Origin of the sequence: Sphingobium aquiterrae (assembly GCF_037154135.1) — a bacterium.
Classification (GTDB): domain Bacteria; phylum Pseudomonadota; class Alphaproteobacteria; order Sphingomonadales; family Sphingomonadaceae; genus Sphingobium; species Sphingobium aquiterrae.
Genome location: NZ_JBANFL010000011.1, coordinates 47,157 through 73,654, shown reverse-complemented (window position 1 = coordinate 73,654; position 26,498 = coordinate 47,157). Strand labels below are relative to the sequence as shown.

Here is a 26,498-nt window from a genome sequence, read left to right as displayed (position 1 = left end):
GGCTTGATGGAACAGGCATGGCGTGTGGCTCCGGCATCAGACCGGATGCCCGCCAAATTTTTTCCGGATGGCGCCGAGGCGCTTGGTGGTGAGGCGATAGGCGATGTCCGCGACGATCAGCGTGAGGATGAGGGCGATCGTGACGGCGGGAACGAAACCGGGCACGAAATGCGACACGACCGTCAGGATCGGGAAGTGCCAGAGGTAAAGCTCGTAGCTGATCCGGCCGAGATGCGAGAACAGCGGCCATTCCGCCAGCTTTCGCACGAAGCCATATTGGCGGGCAAAGATCGCGCCGGTGAAAAAGATCCCGATCGCAAGGCTTTGCGGCGTATATTTCAGGACTTCCTCATAATAGGGCGTCCAGTGGACCATGGATGCCAGCATGGCGACGGCGCCACCCCAGAACAGCAGGTGGCCAAAGCGATCGACCGCCGGCAGGCGTATCCAGCCCGCATCCATGACAAGGGTGAGCAATACGCCCCAGGCCATCGCGTCCAGGCGGGTGAGGGTGAAGTGATAGTTGATCTGGTCGGCATTGGCGGGATCGACCGCGGCAACGATCATGCGCAGCAGCAGGGCGCCGACGATGGCAGCGATCATCAGGGTGATCCGGGCCTTGTGGCTGCGCAGCAGCAGCAGCGCCGGCGGCAGCAGCAGGTAGAAATGCTCCTCGACCGCGAGGCTCCAGAGCGGTTCTATCGCCTGATAGCCTTCCCCCCATCCGAACATCGGCGCGCCGAATTTCACGATATTGCCAAGGTAGAGGAAGGACAGGGCGATCTGCGCCGCCGAGAAATTCTCCGGCTCGACCGCATAGAGCAGCGGCACGGCGACGATCCCCATCAGCATCAGCGGCGGCAGCAGGCGGATGAAACGGCGGATGTAGAAATTGCCGAGCCGGATGGTGCCGTTCCTCTTCTCCTCCGCGAGCAGCAGGCGGCTGATGAGGAAGCCGCTGATGAAGAAGAACAGGGACACGCCAAAGCCGCCCGGCAGCATCGGCACGATCTCATAGTGACGCACCACCACGATCGAGACGGCGAGCAGCCGCAGGCCATCAAGGCCGCTGACATAGCCGAACGCCGCCTCGGGCTGGTTCTGTTTCGCCGTCATGCGGCAGGTCTCCGATATTGCGGGGAAGGAATGGAGCGGGTGTCCGCGGCCTTGCGGGCGTCGCGAAAGGCGGGGTTCATCGCCAGCCCGACGATCAGCCAGAAGGGGGGATAGGCGGCGGGGAAGCTCTGCGCCCAGGTCATGAACATCATCACCAGGCAGATCGGCTTGTAAGGAATGCGGGACAGGCCGACGCCACGGAACAGCACGAGGATGTAGACCAGCCCGACAAGCCCATATTCCAGCAGGATCACCGGGAAGAAGGCGGTCGGCGAGACGCCCAGCGTGACCGGCACGTTGGTCGCATACCAGCCGGTCAGCCCGAACAGGCGGCCAAGCGCATATTCGGTGTAGAGCCGCGGCCCTTCCGAGATGAAGGCGCCGGCGCCGAAGCCGGTGAACCCGGAATCGATCATCCCGAGGATGCCGACATAATTGTGGACGATCCGGTAGGAGAAGGTGGTGTTGACCAGCGACAGCGGCGACTGGAGCGTCGAGACCATGAGGTCGATGCCGCGCACGCCCGTTTCGGGCAGGGTCGACAGCGCGGCCAGCATCAGCACGGCGATCGCGCCGAAGATCAGGTAACGCATCACCGGCGCCGGTCCCGTGCCGGTGCGTTTGGTCAGATTGTAGAGGAACGCGATGGCGACGGCGGCGAAGAATCCGGAGCCCGATTGCGACAGGGCGATGTTGAAGACCGCGAGCCAGACCGGCCAGCGCTCCGCATCCTCGCTCCGGTTGGCGAGCGCGCGGCGCGTCACCATGCAGATCAGCAGCATGAACGCCATGGTGAAGCCGAAATCGGTCGCTTCGGGCGCAAGGCTGGTGGAACCGCGACCGCCCGCGACGCCGACGATGGTCGGCACCAGCGGGGCCGTGATCCTGAAATACAGTGCGTTGCTGGCATAGCCGAGCAGGCCGAAGGCGGTCCACAGCGGCAGGGTGAGCTTCAACATCCGCCACAGCAGGCCGGGCGAGAGATATTGCATCGCCAGGATGATGCCCCAGGAGAGCAGGAAGGATGCCGACCGCCGGAAATAATAGTCCAGGCTGACCTGGTCCGGGCGATAGACATAGACCATGAACCACAGCGCGAAGGCCGCCAGCATGATGTGCAGGTTGGTGATCCGCAGGTCCCGGGTCAGCAGCCGTTGCACCAGATACAGCCAGCAGAACAGCGCCGCCCAGGGCTGGACCTGAGAAGGGGCGGCGAGCGGCCCGAGCACCAGATAGGGCAGGCAGCACAGCAGCGTCGCGACGGTGAGCAGCGCGATGGAGATGGGATCGCCGATCGTCCCGGCCATTGGCGGGAGGGGCGCGGCGGGGCGGGGCATGGCGTTCCAGCTTGCCTCAGACATGACCATGGCTTTCGCTGGCGATGCGGGCGGGGCGCAGGGCGATGCGGGGCCTCAGCCAGATGCCAAGGCGCCGCCGCGCCAACAGCAGCATCAGGCCGAAGACGAAGGCGGAATAGATCACCTGCGCGCCCGCCATCGCCATCAGGCCGACATGGGACAGCGCGACCGATGCCACCGCCAGCAGCGCGACGCCCAGCGCGAGGATGAAGAGCGCGCCATCCTGCGCGCCGGTCATCTTCAGCACCTCGTCCACCGGGCCGCCGAAACATTCGATGGCGATGGCGATGAGCAGCAGCGCCAGCACCGGCACGACCGCATCGAAGCCGGGCCCGAAGGCGAGCGCGATGATCGGGCGGCCGAGCAGCAGCGTTCCCGCCATCGCCGCGACCGCGAAGAGCAGGTTGACGCTGGCGAGGCGGCCGCACAGGGCGGCAATGGCGTCCATGTCGTTGCGCTGGGCGGCGCGCACGATGGCGGGGCGGACCGAGAAGCGGATGGCGGCCATCGCGGCGGACACGGCGACCGAAAGGCGCCCGGCCGTCCCCAATATGCCCGCATCGGTCGGGCTGAGCAGCACGCCGGCAAGGAAGGTCGGCAGCCAGAGCCCGATGCCGTAGAGCGCGCGGGCGCATGCGAGGCGGATGCCGATGGCGATCTGCACCATCGCCGGCGCCAGCGAGAAGCGCGGACGCCCGCCCAGCCGGAGCGCCAGCACAAGGGCGATGGCGGCCATGACCGATGCGCCCACGACCGTCGCCGTGGCGAGGCCGGCAAAATCGGGCGTGTCCGACAGCAGCATATAGGGTACGGACACGGCCATCAGCCCCAGATTGATGGCGGGATAATAGAAGAAGGCGCCCAGCGCCTGCCGGTCCATGGCCAGCAACAGCTGCGCGCAATTGAACATCACGCCATTGGCGATGAAGAAACCGGCGGCGAACCAGAGCGTCGTCCGCTGCTGGGCATCCAGCGTCACGGTGGCGGCCAGGAGCAGCGCGATCCCGAAGACCAGCAGCGCATTGAGCAGCATGATGCCCAATGTCGTGCCGGCCAACTGCCGGCGCAGCGGCCTCTCCCGCTGCGCATCCAGCCGGGGCATTTCCCGCACCACATATTCGCTCGCGCCCAGCCCCAGCAGCGGGAAGAGGGGCAGCACAGCGCTCAGCACGAAAATATAGAGCCCATAGTCGTGGCGCGAGAAATGATGGGCGATCAGGCTGAGAATGAGGAATTGCAGCGCGATCGCCGCATAACGCAGGCCGACCGCCATCACCGCACCGGAAAGCTTTGCCATGATCGTCAAACCGCCGCGCTGGTCCGCAGCCGGGGGCGGGGGTGTGCGACATGACCGAGCGCCTTGAGGAATTCCTGTTCCAGCTTCAGGAAATGCGCTTCCCAGGTCCAGTTCTCGACCACATGGGCGCGGGCGCGCTGGCCAAGGGCCAGTGCCTCGTCGGGATGGTCGAGCAGGTCGATCACGCCGTCGGCAAAGGCGTCCGCGCCATCGGCAAGGCGCAGCGTATCGGCGGGCGCCATGATGCCTTCATTGGCGATGGGGGTCGCGACGATGGCCTTGGCGCTGGCCATATATTCGATCAGCTTGTTCTGCATGCCCCCTGCTGCCCCCATGGGGTTGATGCAGACGGCGGCGGACCGCACGACGATGCCGATGTCGGGCACGGTGCCGGTCACGCTGATGCCTTGCGTGCCGTCGAGCGCGCGGATCGAGGCCAGCGGATCGCGCCCCTGGATGATCAGCGTGGCATCGGGGATGCGTTCGCGGACCCTGGGCCAGCAATGGTCGACAAACCAATGCACCGCCTGGACATTGGGCTGGTAGAGCATCGATCCGGAGAAGACGACACGGCCGGGCACGATCTCGTCCGGGCGCGCGGGCGGATAGCGGCCGATATCGGTGCCGTGCGCGCCATAGACCCAGTTGTCGATCGCCGGTTCGTTGCGCAGCGCGCAGACCGCCTTGATCGCCGCGACATCGGCCGGGCCGATCAGCACCGACCGGGTGAAACGCTGCCACACACGGGCTTCATAGGCTTCGCACAGCCCGGTCTCGATCCGGTAGAAGAGCCGCTTCAGCAGGTTCTTCTCATTCTTCCAGATCCGCCGGGTGTTGAGCGATTGGGACAGTTGCAGCGCCAGGAAGGTCGCGGGCGTGCCGTCGGCCGCCGCTTCCGGCCGCGCCCGGTCCCGGCCCAGATGGCTGGGAATGGTCGGCGCGCTGCGCATGTAATAGCTGTAGATGACGTCATATTCGCCTGCTGCCGCCTGCGCGTGCAGGTCGCGGGTGAGCTGCGCATTCTGGAACAGGCCGACCTGCAGCGGCTGGCCCTTCAGCAACCCGCGGGCCAGCCCCGACAGCCGGCTCCACCAGCCCTGGGTATAGATGCGCACCTGCGCGCAGGCATCTTCCAGCCATGCCCGTTGGACCGGCGACATCGCCCCCTGCATGTCGAGCGTGTAGAAATCGACCGCATGCCCCCGCGCGCCGAAAAAGCTGAGCAGATGGGCGACGGTCAGCTGATCGCCGCGCATCATGGGGAAAGGCAGCCGGCTGTAGACGAGGGCGATCCTCAACGGGCGATCCGCGCGGTCGCAGTCCATCCGCTTGGGCAGGTCATGGGCGGCTTTGGTCAAGGCTGGCTCCAGCATGTCTGTGGGCGGAAGATGCAGGCGCGGATCGCCACGGCGCGGCTCGGGGGCTTCAGGGCAGCGTGTTGGTGCTGACCTTGCGGCCGGCCTTCACGGCGAGCGTGTCGAGGATGCCGATGGAATCCACCGCCAGATCCCATTCCTCCGCCTCGGCCGCCTCGCGTGTCACGAACAGCTGGTTGAGGGCGGGGAGCTGGCTGTAGGCATAGCCGAGATTGGCGCCCATCAGCTTGGTGGGGATCAGGCTGGGATCATAGACGGACAGGCGATAGCCCGCCTCCAGCAGCTTGCGGGCAAGGTCGACATTGGCGCTTTCGCGCAGATCGTCGCTGTCGGCCTTGAACGAAAGGCCGGCCATCAGCACGCGGGCGCCCGGTGCGATATCCTGCGTCACATGCTCGAACAGGAAATATTTGTGACTGTCGTTCGAGCGCAGCAGGGAGTCGACCAGCACGGTATGCGCGCCCACATCGGCGGCGATATATTGGAGCGCGCGCACGTCCTTGGGCAGGCACGACCCGCCAAAGGCGCCGCCCGGCCGCATATAATAGGGCGAGATGTTGAGTTTCGTGTCGGACACGAAAATCTCATGCACCTTGCGCGCGCTGATCCCGAGCTTCACCGAGGTCCGGCCGATCTCGTTGGCGAAGGCGACCTTCACCGCGTGCCAGGTGTTGTCGACGAACTTCGTGAATTCGGACTCGCGATAGCGGGTGTAGAAGATCGGGGCGTCGATGCCCGCGTACATCGCGTCCATATTGCGCGAAGGCGCGCCGTCGGCGGTGCCGATGACGATCTTGGGCGGGTTGAAATAGTCGCGGATGGCGGTCGCCTCGCGCAGGAATTCCGGGTTGTAGACCAGCTCCACCGCGTCGGCGAAGCGACCGTTCAGCTCCGCCTCGAAAATCGGGGTGATCAGTTCCTCGACCGTGCCGGGGCGGATGGTGGAGCGATAGACGACAGTCAGCGGCTGCGGCCGGTTGGTGCTGACGGCGGCGGCGATCTGCCGGCTGACCTCGCTGATATAGGTCATGTTGTGCGATCCGTCGGGGCCGCTGGGCGTGCCGACGCAGACGATGGCCATGTCGCATTCGTTGATGACGCTGCCCGCGCTCTGCATCACGTCGAAGCGGTCGTTCGCGATGCCTTCGCGCAGCAGTTCCTGCAGGCCCGGTTCGCTGATCGGGCAGCCGCCGGCCTTGAGTTCGGCGACCTTCGCCTCGCTCACTTCGATGCCGATGACCTTGTGTCCCGATTTGGCGAGGCAGGCGGCGGCTGTCAGTCCGACATAGCCAAGTCCGTAAATGGCGATCTGCATGGGTATATTCCTCATCGTCTCGGGCCGCAGACCGCCGCCGCGCAAAATGAGCGCGTGAACGGCAGGGCCGGGGTGGAAAGGGGGCGGGGAAGCATCGCCGACATCTCCGGCGCGCTTCCCCTGGGGGAGCGGTCGTCTTGTTCTGTTATGGCGGGCTAGAAGGTCTTGCTCCCGACAAGGACCTTCACGGTCAGCGCCGTGATCATGAGATCGCGGAGCAGCGTCCAGCCTGACAGATATTCCAGATCGGCCTGCAGCCGGTCGGTCAGGTCGGAATGGGTGAATGTGGTTCCCCGAAAGCCGCGCACCTGGGCAAGGCCGGTCATGCCCGGCTTCACCGCATGGCGATGCCAGTAGCGCGGGTCCACATGCCAGTAGAGCGTGTCGCCCGCCTTTGCGCCCAGGGCATGGGGGCGGGGGCCGACGATGCTCATGTCCCCGCGGATCACGTCGATCAGCTGTGGCAGCTCGTCGATGCTGGTCGCCCGGATGAAGCGGCCGACACGGGTGACGCGGTCGTCATTCTTGCCGGTTGTCAGGCGGCTGCCGTCGGCATCCTGCCGCGCGACATGCATGCTGCGGAACTTGTGCATGTAGAAGATGCGATTGCCCCGGCCGATCCGCTTCTGTTTGAAGAAGACCGGACCGGGGCTGTCGAGCCGCACGGCGATTGCCGTTGCCAGCATGATGGGGGCAAGGCACAGAAGCGCGGCTGTCCCCACGACGATATCGAACAGTCGCTTGAGGGCGCGATCCCGAAGGGCAAGCGGGCCGGTCGATACCTTGATGGTCGTATGGCCGAAGAAGCTGCCTGCGCCCACGGGGCCAAGGGCAGCGATTTCCGCCGTGATGATTTCCGCGTCGACATTGGCGCCCTTGAGCGCCATCGACCAGTTCGCGCGCCGGTCGGCCGGGCAGGCGACGATCACGCGGTCCGCGCCGCTGACGATATTGCCCAGCGCGTCCAGCGCATCGGGATCGGCGATGTCGGGCCTCAGGCCATATTTCGCCGCGTTGATGACGGTCGCGCCCGCCGGCATCGGGATGTCGTCTGCGTCGTCGGAGAGGATCAGCGTGACCGGCCAGTCGTCCAGCCCGCGCCGCCGCCGGCTGGAGGCATGAAAGGCGAAGAGCACGCGCGCGGCGACAAGCCCCAGGCACAGGGCGGGCGACATGCGCAGGAGCAGTCCCTCGACAAGGGCGGAACTGGCGCCCAGCTGCATCGCGAGCAGGCCGATGAGGTTGACGGGAATGAGGAAGGAGAGGATCGCCCTGCCGACGCCGGCCTTGCTGCCCTGAAACACATCCATCGCATAGGCGCGGAAATTGCTGGCGACCAGCAGGTATACGGCGACAAGCGCGGCCAGCACACGGATGTCGACCGTCTGCTGCCTTGCATCCACCGGCATCAAAAGCACGATGCCATAGCCACAGGCCATGCCGATGACGTCGATCAGCCGAAGCTGCATATGCGCGGCAAAGCGCTTGCGTTCCCGCCGACGCGTGCCTGGCGCGACCGGTCGTTCAAGGACGACGGGCGGCACGGGCAAAAATGTGAGTTCAGCTTGAGAGGCTGGCACGCTGCTTCTCCAGGAAATATCCGCTGCCTGCGTGCCGGCCGAGGCCGACGTCCAAGTCGATAACAGGCTGCCGGCGAGCAGCGCAGCGGATTTATGCGGTCAGGAGCCGGGCGATCAGGACCCGGGGCTTGCCGGTTCGTCGTTATTGTCGTCCGCAATCACGACGACGGCCGTGGCCGCCGCCGCCGCGCCAAGCAGGAGCAGCCCCAGCGAAGCCCCGCCCAGCGCCTTGCTGCGCTGTGCCCGGTCCGCCGTTGCGCCCGTCCGGACGCCCACATTATTGCCGATCCGGGTGCCGGCCTGATCGGATGCCTTTTGCGCGGCCATGGCGGGTGCCGCCACGGCTAGGGAAATAAGGGACGCTATCGTCCCTGCCTTGAAAAGAAATGATTGCTTCAACATCACAGTTCTCCATGTCTATGGACGTTCGCCTCTCGTGAACCTCTCCAGGTGATTTTCATTATTGAAATAATAAAAAAGTCATTATGATCAGTGCGATGACTGCAAATGCGCCGGCGCTGACCATGATGGCCCAGAGCATGCCGTGCATGAATTCTGCGCCGTGCAGCTCATATTGGTCGGTCCATTTCACAATGATGCACTCCGGTAAGAAGGCTCAGGGTGGTGGTGATGTTCGCTCGCCGCCGCTTGCGGGTGGTGGCGCGCCTGGGAAAAGCGGGAGAAGCCCAAGCCGGACCGGCCGACAAATTCTCCCTGAAGCCAGCGCGCGCCGGCTTCGATGGCCAGGGCATGCTGCCGCTTGGTGGCGATGCCGTTGACGACGACCGTCGCGCCGGTCGCGCCGGCCAGTTGAACCGCGTGATGCAGCATCGACGCGTCGCGCGCGGACTGTTCCGCCCAATGGACGAAAAGACCGTCGATCCTGACCATGTCGGGCGACAGCGCCAGCAGATGCCGCAATGACGAAAAGCCTACGCCAAAGCCGTCCAGGGCGATCCGGCATCCCAGCGTGCGCAGCTGGCGCACGAATTTCAGCGCATCGTTGATGGATGGAAATGGCGTCGCGCCGGAAATCACCAGCGTCAGCCGCTGCGCCTGATCGGGATAGCGGCGCAGATGAGCGAGGATATCCGTCCACCAGCCATCCACGACTGCGCTCTGTGCGGAGATGCAGACCCCCAGTTGCGGGAATGCGCCGGCATCAAGGCGGCGCATCGCCTGGCTAACCGACCAGCGGTCGAATATCCGGACAAGGCCGACGCGCTCGGCGGCCTCGACCTCATGCAGGGGTGATGCGCTGCCGTCGCGGGCATTCATGCGGCAGGGTATGGCCTCATGGAAAAGGGCACCGAAATCGCCACCCGCCGGCGCGATGGGCTGCCACTGCAGGAAGAGCCGGTCTTCGGCGATATCCGCCAGCAGGCCCGCCGCCAACTCCATGTCGCGGCGATATCGGGCGACCCAGTCTCCTTCATGGCGAACGGCGTCGCCGCCAAAGCCGAGCTGCTCTGTGGGCATGGAGAAAAGTTCGCCGTCCAGCGACAGCCGCGACCATGAAAGAATCGGGTGCAGCCTGTGCCCGGCGCAGCGAAACGCACGGCTGGTTGTTGCGGTGCAGAAAGCCTTGAGGTCGTGCGCAAGCTGCTGGCCGACATGATGTGCACTGCAGCGATATGCGTTGCTGATCGTGAAACCGCCGGCCAATCGATCGGCGCGGATGATGCCGTTCTCGCCCAGCGAGGCGGCCAGCAGCTGACCCACCTCGTCGAGCAGCGTGTCGGCAACCACCCGGCCATAAACAGCAGCGATATGTAAATAATTTTCGACCCGGAATGTGAAACGGGCATGCGCCGGGCGATCGGTTTCCGGGGTCCGCGATGAAGACGAAGCCGCGCCCGGAGGCGCGGATTTGCTCGCCATTTCGACCGTTTGTGCCATGCAACAATCCCCATCTCGGCGGGCCATCTGGCGCCGACGTGAGACTGTTTACCCAATTTTGTATCAGCGAGCAACGGCATTTCGGATTCTTGCTCGTAAAAAGAATGGTAAATTTCCATTTGTTTCAAAATGGAACAGTTTTTCGTAATCTACGATCTTTTGCTGATCCTGGGTCGGAGCCGGCACAGTCATGCATTCAGAACGCGGCCTGAAGCACGCTGGAATTACTCTTCGATGGCTGATATTTACTCCACATCCTTGACGCGATGGCCCTTTCTTCAGGCCCCATGACATTCGTATAGATGGCTGTCGTCTTGATATCCGCATGCCCAAGCCAACGCTGGACAAGGTTGAGCGGCGCGCCCGATTGGATGGCCCGGACGGCAAAGGAGTGCCTCAAACCCTTTGGGCAGGCATGGGCGCCGAATATACCAGCCGCCGTCATCACCTCGCAAATGCGGCGGTAGCCCGTCATCCGGGACCATGGCCACAGCTGCTGCGGCAACAAAATGCCCGCCTGAATCTGCTCGTCGAGCAGCGTCAACATCCAGGTCGGCAAGGGCACCGCACGGAAGAGTCGCCGCTCCCGCTTCTTCAATGTATCAACGATCAAATGACCATCAGAAAAATCTATACTTCTAGATGAAAGTGAAAGTGCCTCAGAAATTCTGCATCCTGAAATTGCAACAGCATAACAAAACGATTTAACATCGTCATTTTCCTTGGATGCACAGTTCATGAATTCTTCAAACTCATCCAATGTTAGATATTTTCTTTCTCCATAGTCATTATACATTGACCATTCCATGGGAAATTCCTTCAATCTCTATTCGTGTATATCTTATTAGCGACCGGGCTGTATACTTTCGTAACGAGCGAGGTTGATACAAAATTGGGTAAATTGTATCAAAGTTAATTATAAGTCACTTTATCCGAAAATACCGCATGGATTTTCGAGTTAACCTAGTTATATTGAATTAAACCTGAAGAGCGCGTTAAATTACCGTCATATCGGACGAGGTAATTCCAAAAAGGCGCGATTTGTGCGCTGCATCCATCCCTCCACATCGGATCATTAACTATAATGACCCTTTTATCGTTAGCGTAATTATCCCGCGACACGCCGGCTGTCGCAATATGGGTTAGCCCTATTCGGGTTTTTACGGAGGGTGCGGGAAAAAGGGCGTTTTGCCGCAGATCGCCGTGAGGATTGTGTTTTGAATCTTCGGCGCAAGAGTGTGTTTTGGAAATTATCAGCGCAGGGGAGGAAATGGGGGGTGGGCAAAAGTCGGGATCAGTAATTGACCCGAGGGCGTTTCTTCACGCAGTTGTTTTAGGGCCGCCAGTTCCTTCTGCAGCATGGCGAGGCGGGTCTTGCTGCTTCCATGCGTTTCATCCGGCAGGATCTTGGCACCGGCTTTCCGGCCGAGGCGCGCCCAAAATGCGATGCCCGCGGCCGGGTCGAGGCCGGCATTGGCCATGAGGTACAGGGAAAGCCTGTCCGCCTCGGCTTCCGTCGCGCGGATTTTCGCGGCGTTGTGGCCAATGCCGCCGAAGAGGCTTCGATCGACGCCGGCGGCATTCAGTCTTTGGCGATGATCGAGAATATCATGGGCCAGTTCATGCGCGAGAATGGCGGCGAGTGCGATGTCATCCTGCGCGAAATCGACCATCCTGCCGTCGATCTGGATATATTCCCCATCGGAATAGGCATTCAACGCCCCTTCGAGCACGATCTGGAAGCGGCCGGCACAGCCATTTTCCGCCGCGATCTCCCGCCGATGCACCGTCCCGTCTTCAAGAAGATCGACATGCAGGATGCCATCGGCACTTCGCCGCTCGATTTCATCCAGGATCATGTCCATCCGCGCGAAGGGATCGCCCGATCCCGCCTTGACGAGGGCCTCGACGGGAATGCCGTCCACGGCGAGAAGGGCGCTGTTCCGGTGAATGCCGGCCCGGTCCGCCGGGCTGCCGGGGACGACGGCCTCGACGGCGATATCGCGGTCAAAGCGAAAGACGCTGCGTGCCGCATCCTGCACAGCATCGGCATATTGGCGGCGGTCGTGGAGCAGCAGGCCGGTCCGATAGGTTGTCCGGGTGCAGAGCGCGCGATTGGCGATGGCAAGGCGTTCACCGACGGCGGCGACCCTGATGTCCGCGGCGCGGATGGCTTCCATCTGTGCCGCGGCGGGTGCTTGCGCCTGGACAGTGCCCGGGATCGGGCCCACAAGCAGCAGCACAGCGAGACGATAGGCGCAGCCCCCCAGGCTGCGGGGCCGGGCGCTGTTCAGCATTGATGCGTGGTCAGAGGGCATCGGGGCAGCTCATGCCATGGGAGACGGGCGTTCATCGAAGGCCTTTTGCCCACGGGCGAAAATCATGCATATGCATGCCATTAGCGTTTTGAAGGAAATGGAGAGCGATATGCATGCCTAATTCCCCAGCAATGCCGGACGTGTCGCGTTGCGCATTGATATTGTCGTCAGGCGTTGTCGATATATGTTTTTCATTGGCTGGATAGACAGATGCCCCGGAATATCCCGCGCCCCCTGCAACGGCAGGCCTTCATGGTTCGCGCGCATCGTAATGCCTCTTTATGCAAGATCGAAATCTCCGGCCCGACGGTGGGGGCGTTCCGCACCACGCTCCACAATATCTCCTCGTCGGGCATGCTTGTCGATCATTTCGGGCTTTTGACCGTGGATGACATCATCATCGCAACGCTGCCCGGGCTCGGCGCCGTCATGGGGCGGGTCGTGCGTCTCAAGCGCGCCAGCGCAGGCGTGAAGTTCCAGACGTCTATCGACCTTGAACGGTACAGGGCTGCTATCGCCCAGGCTGGTCCGGCGGCAGGTTGATCGGGCCCCCGGGGCCTCCGGGGGCTTTCAGAACCAGAACCTCACACCCGCGACAAGGCTTGTCGTTTCCGGGCTGTCGCCGGCGGCGCGGGCCATGTCGGCGCTGTGCCCGAAGCGGCGCTCCCAGGATATGCCGACATAGGGTGCGAATTCCCGGACCACCTCATAGCGCAGGCGCAGCCCCGTTTCGAGACTGGAGAGCCCGGCGCCGATCCGGTTCTCCGGCACATCCTGCACGGCGAAATTGGCTTCGACACGGGGTTGCAGGACGATCGACTGGGTGATGCGCTGATCGACATGGCCCGAAATGCGACCCAGCACGTCGCCTTTGGTGGAAAGGAAGGCCGCCGCGCCCAGATCGAACCAGTAGGGCGCCAGACCTTCCACGCCGACTGTCGCATAGGTGCGATCCGGCCCGGTGCCGAAATCCTGCCGCACGCCAGCCTGCAGGTTCCAGTAAGGATCGAGCGCGCGGGACCAGAGCGCCTGCACCTCGGCATGGTCCATGGCGCCCCCGAAACCGCCTTCGCCTTCGGACTTCAGGGCAAGCCGGTCGATATCGCCGCCGATCCAGGCGTCGGCATCCCAGCGATAGCCGTCGCCGCCCTTGCGCGCCTGATATTCGGCCAGGTTGAACAACAGTCTGTAGAAGGTCATGCCGCCATGTTCGCCCAGCAGCATGGCCTGGGCATCGGCCATGGCCGCCGGATCGAAATAGCGATCCGCCGGGCGATCCTGCGCGATGGGCGGCGGGGCGGCATTGCCGGGCCCCAGATCGGTTCCCAAAGGGCCGGCGGGCTCCTGCGGGGCGGGTGGTGCGGGATGCGCCATGCCGGGCATGGCATGATCCATCGGCATCCCGTTCATGGCTTTCATGTCATGGTCCATGGGCATGCCGTCCATGCCCGGCATGGCATGGCCCTTATGGGCGTTGCTCTCTTCGCTCGTGTCCATCCGGTGCCCGGCATGCGGATCGGGCTGTTGATCGGCCTGTTGACCGGCCCGTGGACTGGGTTGCGGATCGGGGCTGGGCGCAGGACTGGCGGGCATCTGCATCGTGCCCATGTCGTGGCCCTGATGCGCGCCATGGTCCACGGTCTGCGCCCGGAGCGGGGCGGCGAGCATCAGGGGCGACACGGCCAGCAGGGCCAAGCCTGGCAGCGACAGGCCCGGCAGCGACAGGTCCGGCAGCGACAGGCGGCTCATGCTGCCGCTCCCGCATCGCGGACCTGCACGATGCGCATCATGCCCGCGTGCATGTGGAACAGCATGTGGCAGTGAAAGGCCCAGTCGCCATGGATGCCGGTCATGTCGAAGCTCAGCTTGCCACCCGGCGGCACGTTGACGGTGTGCTTGCGGGGCGAATGGTCGCCATGCCCCGTCACCAGCTCGAACATATGGCCGTGCAGGTGGATGGGGTGGTTCATCATCGTATCGTTGATGAGCGTCATACGGACCCGCTCTCCGGTGCGGATCGGGATCGGCACCCTGGCTTCCGAGAGTGTCTTGCCGTCGAACGACCACATATAGCGTTCCATATTGCCGGTCAGGTGCAGCTCGACCTCGCGTGCCGGCCCGCGCACGTCCGGGTTGCGATCCAGCGCCACGAGATCGCGATAGACCAGCACCTTGTGTCCCACATCGGACAGGCCGACGCCGGGCTCGCCGGTGCGGTCGATCGGCATCGGGGCGATGCTCTGCACGCCGGGGCCAAGGGTGACGGCCGGCGCATTGGCGCCATCGCGCATCTTCATGGAATGGCCGGACATGTTGGCCGATTCCTGATTCGTGGCGCCATGATCCATGCTGCCATGGTTCATCCCGGGCATGTCCATCCCGGCCATGTCGGGCGTGGCCGTGGCATCGCCCATGGGCATCGCGCCATGGTCCGTCGCCCCGCCGTCGCCCATCGCCATGTCCCCCATGCCCATGTCCTTCATGTCGAGGACGGGGCGGGTCCGCAGCGGCGGCACTTGCGCCGCCATGCCCTCGCGCGGGGCCAGTGTTGCCCGCGCCATGCCGGAGCGGTCGGCCGCCTCGCCGACGATGCTATAGGCGCGATCGTCCTGCGGGGTGACGATCACGTCATAGGTCTCCGCGATGGTCATCTGGAACTCGTCGACCTCGACCGGGCGGACGGGGTGGCCGTCCGCCGCGACGATCGTCATCCGCAGACCGGGGATGCGGATGTTGAAGATGGTCATGGCGGCGGCATTGATGAAGCGCAGCCGCACGCGTTCGCCCGGCCTGAATAGCGCGGTCCAGTTGTCCCGCGGGCCATGGCCGTTGACGACATAGGTGTAGGCGGCGCCGGTCACGTCCAGGATGTCGGTCGCGTCCATGCGCATCGCGCCCCATTGCAGGCGTTCGGCAAGCGGCTGGTCCTTGCCCTCCAGCAGGCCGGACAATGTCTGCTTCTGCCGGTTGTAATAGCCCGGCTCCTGCTTGAGCTTGGTGAAGAGCCGGTGCGGATGGACGGCGCTGTGGTCGGAGAGCATCACCACATGCTCGCGATCGCTGGCGATGGGATCGGCATCCTTCGGGTCGATGACGATCGGGCCATAAAGCCCCATCGCCTCCTGCAGCCCAGAATGGCTGTGATACCAATAGGTGCCCGACTGGATCAGCGGAAATTCATAGGTGAAAGACGAGCGCGGCTTGATGCCGGGGAAGCTCAGGCCCGGCACCCCGTCCATCTGGAACGGCAGCAGCAGCCCGTGCCAGTGGATCGAGCTTTCCTCCTCCAGCCTGTTGTCCACCGTGATCCGCACCGTCTGCCCCTCGCGCAGGCGGAGCAGGGGAGCGGGCACCGTGCCGTTCAGGGCGACGGCATGCGCCTGCCGCCCGTCGACATTCACCATGGCATGGGCGACCTGAAGGGCGATGGAGTCGCCGGAAAGTTCGGGGCCGGACAGTGCGGGCATGGCCCTTGCGATCCCGCGCGAGACCGGCTGTGCCCAGCCGGGCATCCATGCCGAGAGCGCGAGCCCGCCACCGGCGAACCCGGCCCCGCGCAGCAGCGTGCGGCGATCCATGCGCCTGTCGCGATTGGAACCAGAATTCATGAACATGCCCCGTGCTTGATCCGTCATGCACCCATACGCGGGCGCCGCGTCAGCCCCTCAAAATATCCTGCAATTTTTGCCGGGCGCGATAGAGGCGCGTTTCGACCGCCTTTTCGCTGATGCCCAGGACGGCGGCGGCCTCTGCCTGGGGCCAGCCCTCGATGGCGCGCAGGACGATGACGTCGCGCAACCCGGCGGGCAGCCGGTTGACCGCCTTGAGGACATGGGCGAGTTCCGACCGATCGCTGGCCGCGCGCTCGATGTCGGTCGACGGGTCCGCCGCTTCCGGCGCCTCGTCAAGGGGCACGGCAAAGGCGAACAGCGCGCGCACCTTGCGCCGCCGCGCCCAGTCCCTGCATTTGTTGAGGGCGATCCGCGCCAGCCAGTGGCGCATGGGGCGCGACCGGTCGAAGCGTTCCAGCGCCGCGAAGGCCGCGATGAAGCTCTGCTGGGTGATGTCGAGCGCGGCGTCGTCATTGGCGGTGTGCAGGCGCGCCAGGCGAAAGACCGCCTCCCGGTGCCGGCGCATCAGTTCGCCATAGGCGGCCTGCCGCCCGCCAAGCGCCAGCGCGGCAAGCTCGCCATCGGAACAGTCGGCAAGGTCCAGGCTCATTTTTCCGGGACGGTCAGCGCCTTGACCACCGCATCGTCGAATGTGCGCGCCTGTTCGGGGCGGAGCACCCCGCGCATGGCGAAGACATGGGCGAGCGTCGCCCTTTGCAGTTCGCCCATCGCCTTGTGCGAGCGGTCGATGGCCGCGCTCACCTGCGGGCCATAGCCATGCTCCTGCTGGATCGCCCTGGCGAGGCGAGCATTGTCCGCGCGCAGTTCCAGCTCAAGCGCCCGCTTCTCGACGGCAAAGCGCGTTTCGATGGCGGTGATCCGGCGTTCCTGATCGGTATCCAGGGCGAGCCGGTCGTGCAGCAATTGATGCAGTTCGCTTTCCACCGGCGGGGCGGGGGCGATGACAGTGCGGCCGACGAGCACGCCGGCCAGCGCCGCGCCAAAGGCGACCAGCGCCATGACGATCAACCGGGAGCGGCCGTTCATTGCGCGCTTGCCAGCAGGGTCGACGGGGCGAGCGCCGCGGGCGCGCCGAGCGGGAAGAGGCTGGCGGCACGATCCCGTCCGTCGGGCATGGCGGCACCGGCAATGCCGGTCAGCAGCGCCAGCGCCGCCGCCATGCCGATGATCGCGGTGGACGGCCCCGAGCCCGACAGGGCGTGCTTGCCCAGTCCGTCAAGCACCGCCGCGTCGATATCGGCGAGACGCGGGTCAACCGGAAGCGCGCGCAGGCGTGCAAGGCTGCTGTCGATGTCCATCATTCTGCTCCTCCGGACGCTTTTGACATCATACGCGGCCCATCGGCCAACCCCTCAATCATTTCTTGCGCGATCATTGGTGCCTTTACCTATTGACCCTGACATGGTGTCAGACCCCAGATGGCGGTGCGTGCAAGGAGAATCGCCATGGCAATATCGGATCATCAGGACGCGCATCATGCCGGACATCATGGCGCAGGGCCTGTGCCCGGGGCGCCGGTTGTGACGGACCCGGTGTGCGGCATGACGGTCGATCCGGCCATGACAGAGCATCATGCCGTTCATGCGGGCCATGACTATCATTTCTGCAGCGCCGGCTGCCGCGCGAAATTCATCGCCGATCCCGCGCGCTATCTCACCCCGGCCCAGGCTGCCTCGGTCCCCGCCGGCGGCGCCCATGTCATCTATACCTGTCCGATGCATCCGGACATCCGGCAACCGGGGCCGGGCTCCTGCCCGATCTGCGGCATGGCGCTGGAGCCCGAAACGGTGTCGGCGCAGAGCGGCCCCAATCCCGAGCTGGCGGACATGACCCGGCGCTTCTGGGTCGCGCTGGCGCTGGCGCTGCCGGTGTTCGTGCTGGAAATGGGCGGGCACCTGCTCGGCCATCGCATGCCCATCGGGCACCGTCTGTCCAACTGGGTCCAGTTCGTGCTCGCGACGCCGGTGGTGCTGTGGGCGGGCTGGCCCTTCTTCGTGCGCGGATGGGCCTCGCTCAAATCACGCCACCTCAACATGTTCACGCTGATCGCGATGGGGGTCGGCGTCGCCTATCTCTACAGCCTGGCGGCGCATTTCATGCCGGGCGCCTTTCCGCCGGCCTTCCGCGACGCGATGGGAACGGTGCCGGTTTATTTCGAGGCGGCGGCCGTCATCACCGTACTCGTCCTGCTGGGGCAGGTGCTGGAACTGCGCGCGCGGGAGCGGACATCGGGCGCGATCAAGGCACTGCTCGACCTCGCGCCCAAGACCGCCCGGCGGATCACGCCCGACGGCAGCGATGAGGAAGTGACGCTCGACCTGATCGCCGTGGGCGACCGGCTGCGGGTGCGCCCCGGCGAAAAGATCCCGGTCGACGGCGTCATCCTGGAAGGCCGGGTGTCGATCGACGAATCCCTCGTGACCGGCGAATCCATGCCGGTGACGAAGGAGACGGGCGCAGCCGTCATCGCCGGATCGCTGAACCGCACGGGCAGCTTCGTCATGACCGCGCAGAAGGTGGGCAGCGACACCCTGCTCGCGCGCATCGTCCAGATGGTGGCGCAGGCGCAGCGCAGCCGCGCGCCGATCCAGCGCATGGCCGATCAGGTTTCCGGCTGGTTCGTGCCGGCGGTCGTCGGCGTCGCGCTGGTCGCGGCGGCGGCATGGGCGCTGTTCGGGCCCGATCCGCGCCTTGCCTATGCGCTGGTCGCTGCCGTCTCGGTGCTCATCATCGCCTGTCCCTGTGCGTTGGGGCTGGCGACGCCGATGTCGATCATGGTCGGCGTCGGGCGCGGCGCGCAGGCAGGCGTGCTCATCAAGAATGCCGAGGCGCTGGAGCGGCTGGAGAAGATCGACACGCTGGTGGTCGACAAGACCGGCACGCTGACAGAGGGGCGCCCGGCGGTGACGGCCATCCGCACGGTCGGCGGCATGGAAGAGGATGAATTGCTGCGCTTGGCCGCCAGCCTGGAACGGGGCAGCGAGCATCCGCTGGCGGACGCCATCCTGCGCGCCGCGCAAGGCAGGGGCCTTGCCCTTGAGCAGGCGCGCGATTTCGATTCGCCGGTCGGGCGCGGTATCACCGGGATCGTGACGGGCAAGCATATCCTGCTCGGCGGGCCGCGCTTCATGGCCGAACGGCATATCGACACAAGCGCGCTCGATGCCGTCGCCGAAGCGATCCGCGCCGAAGGGGCGACCGCGATCTTCTGCGGGATCGACGGGGCACTGGCCGGGATGCTGGGCATAGCCGATCCCATCAAGGCGACCTCCGCCGAAGCGGTCCGGGCGCTCAAGGCGGAGGGCATCCGCATCGTCATGATGACCGGCGACAATCGCACGACCGCGCAGGCCGTGGCGACCCGGCTCGGCATCGACGCGGTCGAGGCGGAGGTGCTGCCGGAGGACAAGGCGAGCGTCGTGCAGCGTCTGCGGCGCGAGGGGCGCAGCGTCGCGATGGCCGGCGACGGCGTCAACGATGCGCCCGCTCTCGCCTCCGCCGAAGTGGGGATCGCGATGGGGGCAGGCGCCGACGTCGCGATCGAAAGCGCGGGGGTCACGCTGCTTCAGGGCGATCTGAACGGCATCGTGCGGGCGCGCCGGTTGTCGCGGGCGGTGATGCGCAATATCCGGCAGAACCTGCTGTTCGCCTTTGCCTATAATGTCGCGGGCGTGCCGATTGCGGCGGGCGCGCTCTATCCCGCCTTCGGGTGGATGCTCTCGCCCGCCATCGCGGCGGCGGCCATGGCGCTGTCCTCGGTCAGCGTCATCACCAACGCCTTGCGCCTGCGGCTGGTCGATCTGGGGGGACGGGGATGAACATCGGGGAGATCGCGGCGCGCGCGGGCGTGTCGCAGCGGATGATCCGCCATTATGAGAAGATCGGCCTCATCCCGGCGCCGCCGCGCCGCAACGGCACCTTCCGCGATTATGCCGATGCCGATCTGCACCGCCTGAGCTTCATCGCCAATGCGCGCGATCTGGGCTTTCCCATCGAGGAGATCCGCGAACTGCTCTCGCTCTGGGCCGACCGGAACCGGTCGAGCGCGGACGTGAAGGCGCTGGCGCTGGCGCGGGCGGAGGAACTGCATCGCAAGGCGGAACGGCTGGAGCGGATGCGCGCGACCCTGCTGCAACTGGCGCGGCAATGCCATGGCGACAGCCGGCCCGATTGCCCGATCATCGACGGGATCGCGCGCAGCCCGGCATGAGCGATCGCCGGCGCCGTCGTCGCCCGTCATTCCCCGAGTGGCGCCCGGAAACCCCGGACATGCCCTCAGCCCAGCCCTTCAGGCATAGTCCGGCATCCCGGCGAGCAGCTTGTCCAGCGTGACCGGATATTCGCGCACCCGCACGCCCGTCGCATTGTAGATCGCATTGGCGACCGCCGCGGCCACCCCGCATATGCCCAGCTCGCCCACGCCCTTCGCCTTCATCGGTGACGAGATGGGGTCGGTTTCATCGAGGAAGATCACCTCCTGATGCGGGATGTCGGCGTGGACCGGCACTTCATATCCGGCAAGGTCGTGGTTCACGAAGAAGCCGAAGCGCTTGTCGACCGCCAGTTCCTCCATCAACGCCGCGCCGACCCCCATGGTCATCGCGCCGATGACCTGGCTGCGCGCCGATTTGGGATTGAGGATACGCCCCGCCGCGCAGACGGCCAGCATGCGGCGGACGCGGATCTCTCCGGTCGCGGCGTCCACGGCCGCTTCCACGAAATGCGCCCCGAATGTCGATTGCTGATAGGTCTTGCCCAGGTCGCCATATTCGATGAGGTCTTCGGCCACCAGCTCGCCATCCCGCGCCGCGTCGGCAAGCTTCGCGCGGCGGTTGCCCGAACGCACCTCCCCGTCGGAAAATGCCGCATCGGCGGGATTGAAGCCGAGCCTGGCCGCTACCGCATCGCGCAGCTTGACGCAGGCGGCATAGACGCCGGCGGTGGCGTTGTTCGCCCCCCATTGGCCGCCGGACCCGGCGGAGACCGGGAAACTGGAATCCCCCAGCGTCACGACGATCCTGTCGATCGGCAGGCCCATCATCTCGGCGGCGGTCTGGGCGATGATCGTATAGGTGCCGGTGCCGATGTCGGTCATGTCGGTTTCCACCGTGACGATGCCGCCGCTGTTCAGCCTGACCCGCGCCGCCGATTTCATCAGCAGGTTGTTGCGGATGGCCGCCGCGACCCCCATGCCGACCAGCCAGCGGCCATCGCGCACGCGGCCGGGCTGCGCCGCCCGCTTGTTCCAGCCGAAGCGCTCCGCCCCCTGTTGCAGGCACTGGATCAGCTGGCGCTGGGAAAAGGGCCGGCCGGGCTTTTCCGGGTCGACCTGCGTGTCGTTGAGGATGCGGAAGGCGATGGGGTCCATGCCCAGCTTTTCCGCCATCTCGTCCATGGCGATCTCCAGCGCCATCAGGCCCGGCGCTTCGCCGGGCGCGCGCATCGCATTGCCCTCCGGCAGGTCGAGCACGGCCAGCCGGGTGCGGATCATCCGGTTGGCCCCGGCATAGAGCAGGCGGGTCTGCTGCACGGCGGTTTCGGGGCCGCCGCCCGGCAGGTCGCCGGACCAGCTTTCATGCCCGATCGCGGTGATCCTGCCATCCCGCGATGCGCCGATGCGGATGCGCTGGATGGTCGCCGGGCGATGGGTGGTGTTGTTCATGATCATGGGGCGGGTCAGCGCCACCTTCACCGGCCGCCCGACCGCCTTCGCGCCCAGCGCCGCCAATATGGCATCCGCCCGCACGAACAGCTTGCCGCCGAAACCGCCGCCGATATAGGGCGAGAGCAGCCGCACATTCTGTTTGGGGATGCCCAGCGTCGTCGCGACTTCGCCCACGCTCCACGCGATCATCTGGTTCGATGTCCACAGCGTCAGCTTGTCGCCTTCCCATGCGGCGATGGAGGCATGGGGTTCCATCATCGCATGGCTGTGGTCCGGCGTCGTATAATGCGCGTCGAGCGTCACGGGGGCGGCCGCAAAGGCGCTGGCGAAATCGCCGACCGCGATATCCGTGTCGCCGGCCGGCTCGGTGGCGCCGTCCAGCGCATGGCTGAGGTCGAACGCGCCCTTTTCGCGCGTATAGTCGACGCGGACAAGCTGCGCCGCGGCGCGCGCCTGTTCGAATGTCTCGGCGATGACGATGGCGATGGCCTGATGATAATGTTCGATGACCGGGCCGCCCAGCAATCTGGCGGTGTTCATCCGGCCCTTTCCGAGCGTGCCGGCCTCCGCCGCCGTCACGATCCCGATCACGCCGGGCGCCGCGCGGGCCGCATCCAGCCTGATGCTGGCGATGCGCCCCTTGGCGATGCCGGCGCCGACGATGAACCCATAGGCCTGGTTGGCGATCACATCGTGCCGCTCATAGGCATAGGGCGCGAGGCCGCTGGTCTTGAGCGGCCCGTCGATGCGGTCGAACGGCTTGCCGATGACCTTCAGCTGGTCGATCGGGTTGGTGGTCGCGGGCGTATCGAATTTCATCGCCTTATCCCTTTGCCTGCGCCATGGCCGCGCCGAGCGTGCGCTCGACCAGCTTGAGCTTGAATGCATTGTCATGGGTGGGCTTCGCGCCAGCGAGCAGCGCGGACGTGACCGCTTTCGCCCCGCGCGGCATGTCCGCTTCGGCGGCCTCTATGCGCCAGGGCTTGTGGGCAACGCCGCCCAGGGCGACCTGCCCCGTGCCGTCGCGCTGGATGATCGCGCCCACCGAAACGAGGGCGAAGGCGTAGGACGCGCGGTCCCGCACCTTGTGATAGACATGGGTGCCGCCGACGGGGGGAGGCAGGGTGACGCCCGTAATCAGTTCCCCGGCCTCCAGCGCCGTTTCGATATGCGGGGTGTCGCCGGGCAGGCGATAGAAGTCGGCGATGGCAATGGCGCGGGTCTGGCCGTCCGCCTTCACCGTTTCCACCCGCGCATCGAGCGCGCGCATGGCGACCGCCATGTCGCTGGGATGAGTCGCGATGCAGGCATCGCTGACGCCGATCACGCCCAGTTGCCGGCTGACCCCGCCGATGGCGGCGCAGCCGCTGCCTGGCTTGCGCTTGTTGCACGGCTGGTTGGTGTCGTAGAAATAGGGGCAGCGGGTACGCTGGAGCAGGTTGCCCGCCGTCGTCGCCTTGTTGCGCAGTTGGCCCGATGCGCCGGCCAGCAGTGCGCGGGAGAGCAGCGCATAGTCGCGCCGCACCCGCTGATGCGCGGCAAGATCGGTATTGCGCACCAGCGCGCCGATGCGCAGCCCGCCCTCGGGCGTCGTCTCGATCCTGTCGAAGCCAAGGCCGTTGACGTCGATCAGATGCGTGGGCGCCTCGATCTGCAGCTTCATCAGGTCGAGCAGGTTGGTGCCGCCGGCGATGAACTTCGCGCCCTGGGTGCGGATGGCGGCGGCCGCCGCCTCGGTCGGCGAACCGGCGCGTTCATAGGTGAAGGGTTTCATGCACGCCTCCCGGCGACGTCGGTGATCGCTTCCAGGATGTTGGAATAGGCGCCGCAGCGGCAGATATTGCCGCTCATGCGCTCGCGGATCTCATCATTGCTGGCCTGCGGACGGCTGGTGAGGCTTTCGCTTGCATGGCTGGGGATGCCCGCCGCGATCTCGTCCAGCACCGCCACGGCCGAGCAGATCTGGCCCGGCGTGCAATAGCCGCACTGATAGCCGTCATGCCTGACGAAGGCCGCCTGCATCGGGTGTAGGTTGTCGGGCGTGCCCAATCCCTCGATGGTGGTGATCGCATCGCCTTCATGCATCACGGCCAGGGTCAGGCAGCTGTTGATGCGCCGCCCTTCGACGATCACCGTGCAGGCGCCGCACTGGCCATGGTCGCAGCCCTTTTTCGTGCCGGTCAGGTGGAGATGTTCGCGCAGGGCGTCGAGCAGTGTCGTGCGCGTGTCGAGCGCCATCTCCCGCGGGGTGCCGTTGACCACGAAGCTTGTCTTCACTTTTTCCGGGTCGGGCTGCTGCCGGGGCGCCTGCGCTTCGGCCACGGGAACGGTGGCGACGGCGACACCGGCGGCCCCCGTCGCGAGCAATTCTCGCCGTGATAGCTCAAGTTCGGGCATGCTGCTCATGATGGTCGCTCTCTTTCGTCAGGCCGGCCACGATATGAAGCCGAAGGGAGCGGCATTTGCCGCCATGTCTTTTCGAAATGAACCGTGACGACCGTGACGCCGCCCGGCTCATGGTGATGTTTCAAGCGAACGTAACGCCCGGCAGTTCCACGAAGAAATATCTCCGCTAGGCATAATGCGATATCGGCACTTCATCAATCATGCATCCGCGTCCGGAACGATGGATATGGGCGATATCCATCGGCAGAGACATCTGTCGGCGCGGTTATGGACCGCGATTGTGACGGCTGTCGCAATCAGGCCCCCGGGAACGATCCATGCCGGACCCATCGTCCATCGGCTGACGCGCATATTTTATGCGTGTCGCTTCGCGCCTGCGCACGCTAGAGCGATCCCGCATGGGGCGGAAACGCCTATTCTTGTGGTCGCATTTTCGAACCCGATGGCTGTTCCATGGTCATGGCCGGAAATGCTCTGGGCGGCGCGCATGTCTCGCAACTGGTTCTCCATCATCGGCCTCTATCTGATCGGCGTGCTGGCTGCGGCACAGCTCGCCAAATTCTCCGCGCTGGCGCCGATCCTCCGGCAGAGCTACGGGCTGACCCTTGCGCAGGTCGCGCTACTGATCTCGCTGCTTGAGGTCGGGGGCGCGCTGTTCGGCTTCGTTTCCGGCCTGGGCGTCGCCCGGATCGGCGCGCGCCGCTTTCTCCTGACGGGGCTGGTGATCCTGGCCGCGACCAGCGCGGTCGAGGGGCTTGCGGCGCATGCCTTGCCGTTGTTCCTTGCCCGCGCGGCGGAAGGCATCGGCTATGTCCTGGTCGTCATCGCCGCACCGACACTGATCATCGCCATCGCCCATGAGCGTCAGCGCGCCGCCGCCCTTGCCGTCTGGAGCACATTCGTGCCGGTGGGCATCGCACTGGGCAGCGCGCTGACGGGCCTGCTGGTGGGCGGCGTGGGGGCTTCGGGCACCATCCTGCTCTGGGGCGGGGTGGCCTGCGCCGCGCTGCTTTTCGCCTGGCAATTGCCGATCGGCGGTGGCGGGCAGCGCGCCGCGATCCGGATGCCGCTGGCCGGCGCGTGGCTCGCGACCCTGGCCTTCGGTTTCTACACCATGTTCGTCTGCGCGCTGATGATGTTGCTGCCGAGTTTCCTGGTGGAGAAGACCGGCGCGAGCGTGGCCGATGCGGGCGTGATTGCGGGGCTCGTCTCGCTTGCGGCGCTGCCGGCGACGACAATCGCCATCCTGGCCATGCGGCGGGGCACGCTGGAGGGCAGGGCGCTCTATGCCGTCCTCATCGCCTGCCTTGTCGTCACCGCCGCGCTCTCGCCACTGGTCTTTGCCAGAGGCAGCGTGCCGGGCGCGGGCGCGACGGTGCCCGGCCTGCTCGCCTTTCTCACCGTGACGCTGAGCGGCATCAGCTCTCCGCTGGTCTTCGCGCGTCTGCCGATCCTGGCGGGTGCCGCAAGCCCCGACGATCCCCGCATCGCCGTGGCGACGGGCCTGTTGACCCAGTTCGGGGCCGGAGGCGCGCTGATCGGTCCGCCGCTCGGCGGTCTGGTCGTGTCCTGTTGGGGATGGACGGCGCTTGGCGGCGTGATCGCGTTGCTGGCGCTGCTGATGCTGGCAACGCTGATGCTGGCGGAATGGGCGAATGCGCGCTCTGCCCGCGCATAGGCGGCGCCTCCGCGCGTTGCCCGGCCGTCAGTTGCCTTCGGCGCGCAGTTGCAGGAACAGGCGCTCGATCTCCTGCGGTTCGAGCAGCCATGTCCGGGTCTTCTGCCCCTCGCGTGCCATCGGGTGAGTCAGCAATATCCGGGCTTCGGCCTGATGGAGCGCCTTGAGCGCCACAAAATGCCGCACGCATTCGCGGATGGTGGCGATCAGGGGCGCCTTGCCCGCCAGGTCGATGAGGGTGGCTGGCTGGTCCCAGGGGATAGGCTTCACGACATGGTTCCTTGCAAAGATGGTGGCCATCATGCGATGTCCGGCATGGCGGAGCGTTACGCGCCCGGCCCGCCTACTTCAACCTCAGCGGCAGGCCGGCGGCGACAAGGAGCACTTCGTCGGCGCAGCCCGCGACCTTCTGGTTGAGCCGCCCCGCCGCGTCGCGGAACCGCCGGGCGAGGGCGTTTTCCGGCACGATGCCCAGGCCCACTTCATTGGCCACCAGAATGACGGTGCCGGGCGCATGGCCGACCGCATCGGCAAGGCTCTCCGCCGCATCCTCAAGGTCGTGCCCGGCCAGCATCAGGTTGGACAGCCACAGCGTCAGGCAATCCACCAGCAGCACCTGCTCGTCGCCCGCGGCCTCTTCAATCGCTTCGGGCAACGCGAACGGCGCCGCGATGGTGCGCCATCGCGGCCCCCGGTCCTCCCGATGGCGCGCGATGCGTTCCGCCATTTCCTCGTCCAGCGCCTGCCCTGTCGCGATATAGAGGAGCGCACCCGGCAACGCCTCCGCGCGTGCCTGCGCATGGCGGCTCTTGCCCGATCGCGCGCCGCCGAGGATGAGGATCGAGGTCATGTTCTGGT

Annotated in this window: 26 protein-coding genes; 5 read left to right on the top strand and 21 right to left on the bottom strand. The window is 65.6% G+C overall.

All coding sequences use genetic code 11. The annotated features are described in order from the left end of the window. Positions 1–36: 36 nt before the first annotated feature. The 11 genes from WFP78_RS13145 to WFP78_RS13095 form a co-directional block, all read right to left on the bottom strand. Positions 37–1,116 carry an acyltransferase family protein gene (locus tag WFP78_RS13145; RefSeq protein WP_336962972.1) on the bottom strand — a complete coding sequence of 360 codons (1,080 nt, stop codon included), beginning with the start codon at positions 1,114–1,116 and terminating at the stop codon, positions 37–39. After that, positions 1,113–2,477, bottom strand: coding sequence for a hypothetical protein (locus WFP78_RS13140; RefSeq protein ID WP_336962970.1), 1,365 nt, complete (start codon positions 2,475–2,477; stop codon positions 1,113–1,115). The genes WFP78_RS13145 and WFP78_RS13140 overlap by 4 nt, the downstream gene beginning before the upstream one ends. Next, entirely contained in the window at positions 2,470–3,771 is a 1,302-nt protein-coding gene (locus WFP78_RS13135) for a lipopolysaccharide biosynthesis protein (RefSeq protein WP_336962968.1), read from the bottom strand. The genes WFP78_RS13140 and WFP78_RS13135 overlap by 8 nt, the downstream gene beginning before the upstream one ends. Before the next feature lie 5 nt (positions 3,772–3,776). Continuing rightward, positions 3,777–5,129, bottom strand: a complete 1,353-nt coding sequence (locus tag WFP78_RS13130) for a glycosyltransferase (RefSeq protein WP_336962965.1) — start codon at positions 5,127–5,129, stop codon at positions 3,777–3,779. Positions 5,130–5,196: 67 nt separating this feature from the next. Continuing rightward, the gene (locus tag WFP78_RS13125; protein ID WP_336962962.1) at positions 5,197–6,462 is read right to left on the bottom strand and encodes a nucleotide sugar dehydrogenase; all 1,266 of its coding nucleotides are present in this window, start codon (positions 6,460–6,462) and stop codon (positions 5,197–5,199) included. Positions 6,463–6,617: 155 nt separating this feature from the next. Next, positions 6,618–8,042: a sugar transferase gene (locus WFP78_RS13120; protein ID WP_336962960.1), complete on the bottom strand. Its 1,425-nt coding sequence runs from the start codon at positions 8,040–8,042 to the stop codon at positions 6,618–6,620. 114 nt (positions 8,043–8,156) lie between these two features. Next, the gene (locus WFP78_RS13115; protein ID WP_336962957.1) at positions 8,157–8,444 is read right to left on the bottom strand and encodes a hypothetical protein; all 288 of its coding nucleotides are present in this window, start codon (positions 8,442–8,444) and stop codon (positions 8,157–8,159) included. A gap of 58 nt (positions 8,445–8,502) precedes the next feature. Next, positions 8,503–8,634, bottom strand: a complete 132-nt coding sequence (locus WFP78_RS13110; RefSeq protein WP_336962954.1) for a hypothetical protein — start codon at positions 8,632–8,634, stop codon at positions 8,503–8,505. Beyond that, positions 8,631–9,941 carry an EAL domain-containing protein gene (locus WFP78_RS13105; RefSeq protein ID WP_336962951.1) on the bottom strand — a complete coding sequence of 437 codons (1,311 nt, stop codon included), beginning with the start codon at positions 9,939–9,941 and terminating at the stop codon, positions 8,631–8,633. The genes WFP78_RS13110 and WFP78_RS13105 overlap by 4 nt, the downstream gene beginning before the upstream one ends. A gap of 196 nt (positions 9,942–10,137) precedes the next feature. Then, positions 10,138–10,749: a tyrosine-type recombinase/integrase gene (locus tag WFP78_RS13100; RefSeq protein ID WP_336962948.1), complete on the bottom strand. Its 612-nt coding sequence runs from the start codon at positions 10,747–10,749 to the stop codon at positions 10,138–10,140. 445 nt (positions 10,750–11,194) lie between these two features. Continuing rightward, entirely contained in the window at positions 11,195–11,806 is a 612-nt protein-coding gene (locus tag WFP78_RS13095; RefSeq protein WP_336962945.1) for a M48 family metallopeptidase, read from the bottom strand. Between WFP78_RS13095 and WFP78_RS13090 the strand changes: the two genes are divergently transcribed. Together WFP78_RS13090 and WFP78_RS13085 are read left to right on the top strand one after the other, a co-directional pair. Then, positions 11,753–12,241 (top strand): hypothetical protein, encoded by a 489-nt coding sequence (locus WFP78_RS13090; protein ID WP_336962942.1) that lies wholly within the window; start codon positions 11,753–11,755, stop codon positions 12,239–12,241. The genes WFP78_RS13095 and WFP78_RS13090 overlap by 54 nt on opposite strands. 228 nt (positions 12,242–12,469) lie before the next feature. Beyond that, a complete protein-coding gene (locus tag WFP78_RS13085; RefSeq protein ID WP_336962940.1) occupies positions 12,470–12,802 on the top strand; it encodes a PilZ domain-containing protein in 333 nt (110 codons plus the stop codon). A gap of 27 nt (positions 12,803–12,829) precedes the next feature. On the opposite strand, the gene WFP78_RS13080 is transcribed toward WFP78_RS13085, so the two are convergent. From WFP78_RS13080 to WFP78_RS13060, 5 genes are all read right to left on the bottom strand, one after another. Continuing rightward, positions 12,830–13,927: a copper resistance protein B gene (locus tag WFP78_RS13080; protein ID WP_419722964.1), complete on the bottom strand. Its 1,098-nt coding sequence runs from the start codon at positions 13,925–13,927 to the stop codon at positions 12,830–12,832. Between the two features lie 77 nt (positions 13,928–14,004). Continuing rightward, the gene (locus WFP78_RS13075) at positions 14,005–15,867 is read right to left on the bottom strand and encodes a copper resistance system multicopper oxidase (protein ID WP_336962936.1); all 1,863 of its coding nucleotides are present in this window, start codon (positions 15,865–15,867) and stop codon (positions 14,005–14,007) included. A gap of 49 nt (positions 15,868–15,916) precedes the next feature. Continuing rightward, complete coding sequence (locus WFP78_RS13070) at positions 15,917–16,480, bottom strand: RNA polymerase sigma factor (RefSeq protein ID WP_336962933.1); 564 nt, start codon at positions 16,478–16,480, stop codon at positions 15,917–15,919. After that, on the bottom strand, positions 16,477–16,917 hold the full coding sequence (locus WFP78_RS13065; protein ID WP_336962930.1) for a periplasmic heavy metal sensor: 441 nt from the start codon (positions 16,915–16,917) through the stop codon (positions 16,477–16,479). The genes WFP78_RS13070 and WFP78_RS13065 overlap by 4 nt, the downstream gene beginning before the upstream one ends. Further along, on the bottom strand, positions 16,914–17,192 hold the full coding sequence (locus tag WFP78_RS13060; protein WP_336962927.1) for a hypothetical protein: 279 nt from the start codon (positions 17,190–17,192) through the stop codon (positions 16,914–16,916). Before WFP78_RS13060 ends, WFP78_RS13065 begins: the two co-directional genes overlap by 4 nt. Before the next feature lie 144 nt (positions 17,193–17,336). Between WFP78_RS13060 and WFP78_RS13055 the strand changes: the two genes are divergently transcribed. Next, a complete protein-coding gene (locus WFP78_RS13055; protein WP_336962924.1) occupies positions 17,337–19,709 on the top strand; it encodes a heavy metal translocating P-type ATPase in 2,373 nt (790 codons plus the stop codon). Then, the gene (gene cueR / locus WFP78_RS13050) at positions 19,706–20,101 is read left to right on the top strand and encodes a Cu(I)-responsive transcriptional regulator (RefSeq protein WP_336962919.1); all 396 of its coding nucleotides are present in this window, start codon (positions 19,706–19,708) and stop codon (positions 20,099–20,101) included. Before WFP78_RS13055 ends, cueR begins: the two co-directional genes overlap by 4 nt. A 78-nt stretch (positions 20,102–20,179) precedes the next feature. Here the strand turns inward: cueR and paoC are convergent, their stop codons facing one another. Genes paoC through paoA form a run of 3 tightly spaced genes read right to left on the bottom strand, consistent with a single transcriptional unit; the run spans position 20,180 to position 23,962 of the window. After that, positions 20,180–22,375, bottom strand: coding sequence for an aldehyde oxidoreductase molybdenum-binding subunit PaoC (gene paoC / locus WFP78_RS13045; RefSeq protein ID WP_336962917.1), 2,196 nt, complete (start codon positions 22,373–22,375; stop codon positions 20,180–20,182). Positions 22,376–22,379: 4 nt separating this feature from the next. Continuing rightward, positions 22,380–23,330: an FAD binding domain-containing protein gene (locus WFP78_RS13040; protein WP_336962914.1), complete on the bottom strand. Its 951-nt coding sequence runs from the start codon at positions 23,328–23,330 to the stop codon at positions 22,380–22,382. Further along, on the bottom strand, positions 23,327–23,962 hold the full coding sequence (gene paoA / locus WFP78_RS13035) for an aldehyde dehydrogenase iron-sulfur subunit PaoA (protein ID WP_336962911.1): 636 nt from the start codon (positions 23,960–23,962) through the stop codon (positions 23,327–23,329). The genes WFP78_RS13040 and paoA overlap by 4 nt, the downstream gene beginning before the upstream one ends. 487 nt (positions 23,963–24,449) lie before the next feature. On the opposite strand from paoA, the gene WFP78_RS13030 reads away from it, so the two are divergent. Continuing rightward, the gene (locus tag WFP78_RS13030; protein WP_336962908.1) at positions 24,450–25,640 is read left to right on the top strand and encodes an MFS transporter; all 1,191 of its coding nucleotides are present in this window, start codon (positions 24,450–24,452) and stop codon (positions 25,638–25,640) included. Between the two features lie 27 nt (positions 25,641–25,667). Here the strand turns inward: WFP78_RS13030 and WFP78_RS13025 are convergent, their stop codons facing one another. Both WFP78_RS13025 and cobU read right to left on the bottom strand, forming a co-directional pair. Beyond that, entirely contained in the window at positions 25,668–25,940 is a 273-nt protein-coding gene (locus WFP78_RS13025; RefSeq protein ID WP_419722963.1) for a hypothetical protein, read from the bottom strand. A gap of 43 nt (positions 25,941–25,983) precedes the next feature. Further along, positions 25,984–26,490 (bottom strand): bifunctional adenosylcobinamide kinase/adenosylcobinamide-phosphate guanylyltransferase, encoded by a 507-nt coding sequence (gene cobU / locus WFP78_RS13020; protein ID WP_336962904.1) that lies wholly within the window; start codon positions 26,488–26,490, stop codon positions 25,984–25,986. Positions 26,491–26,498: the final 8 nt, after the last annotated feature.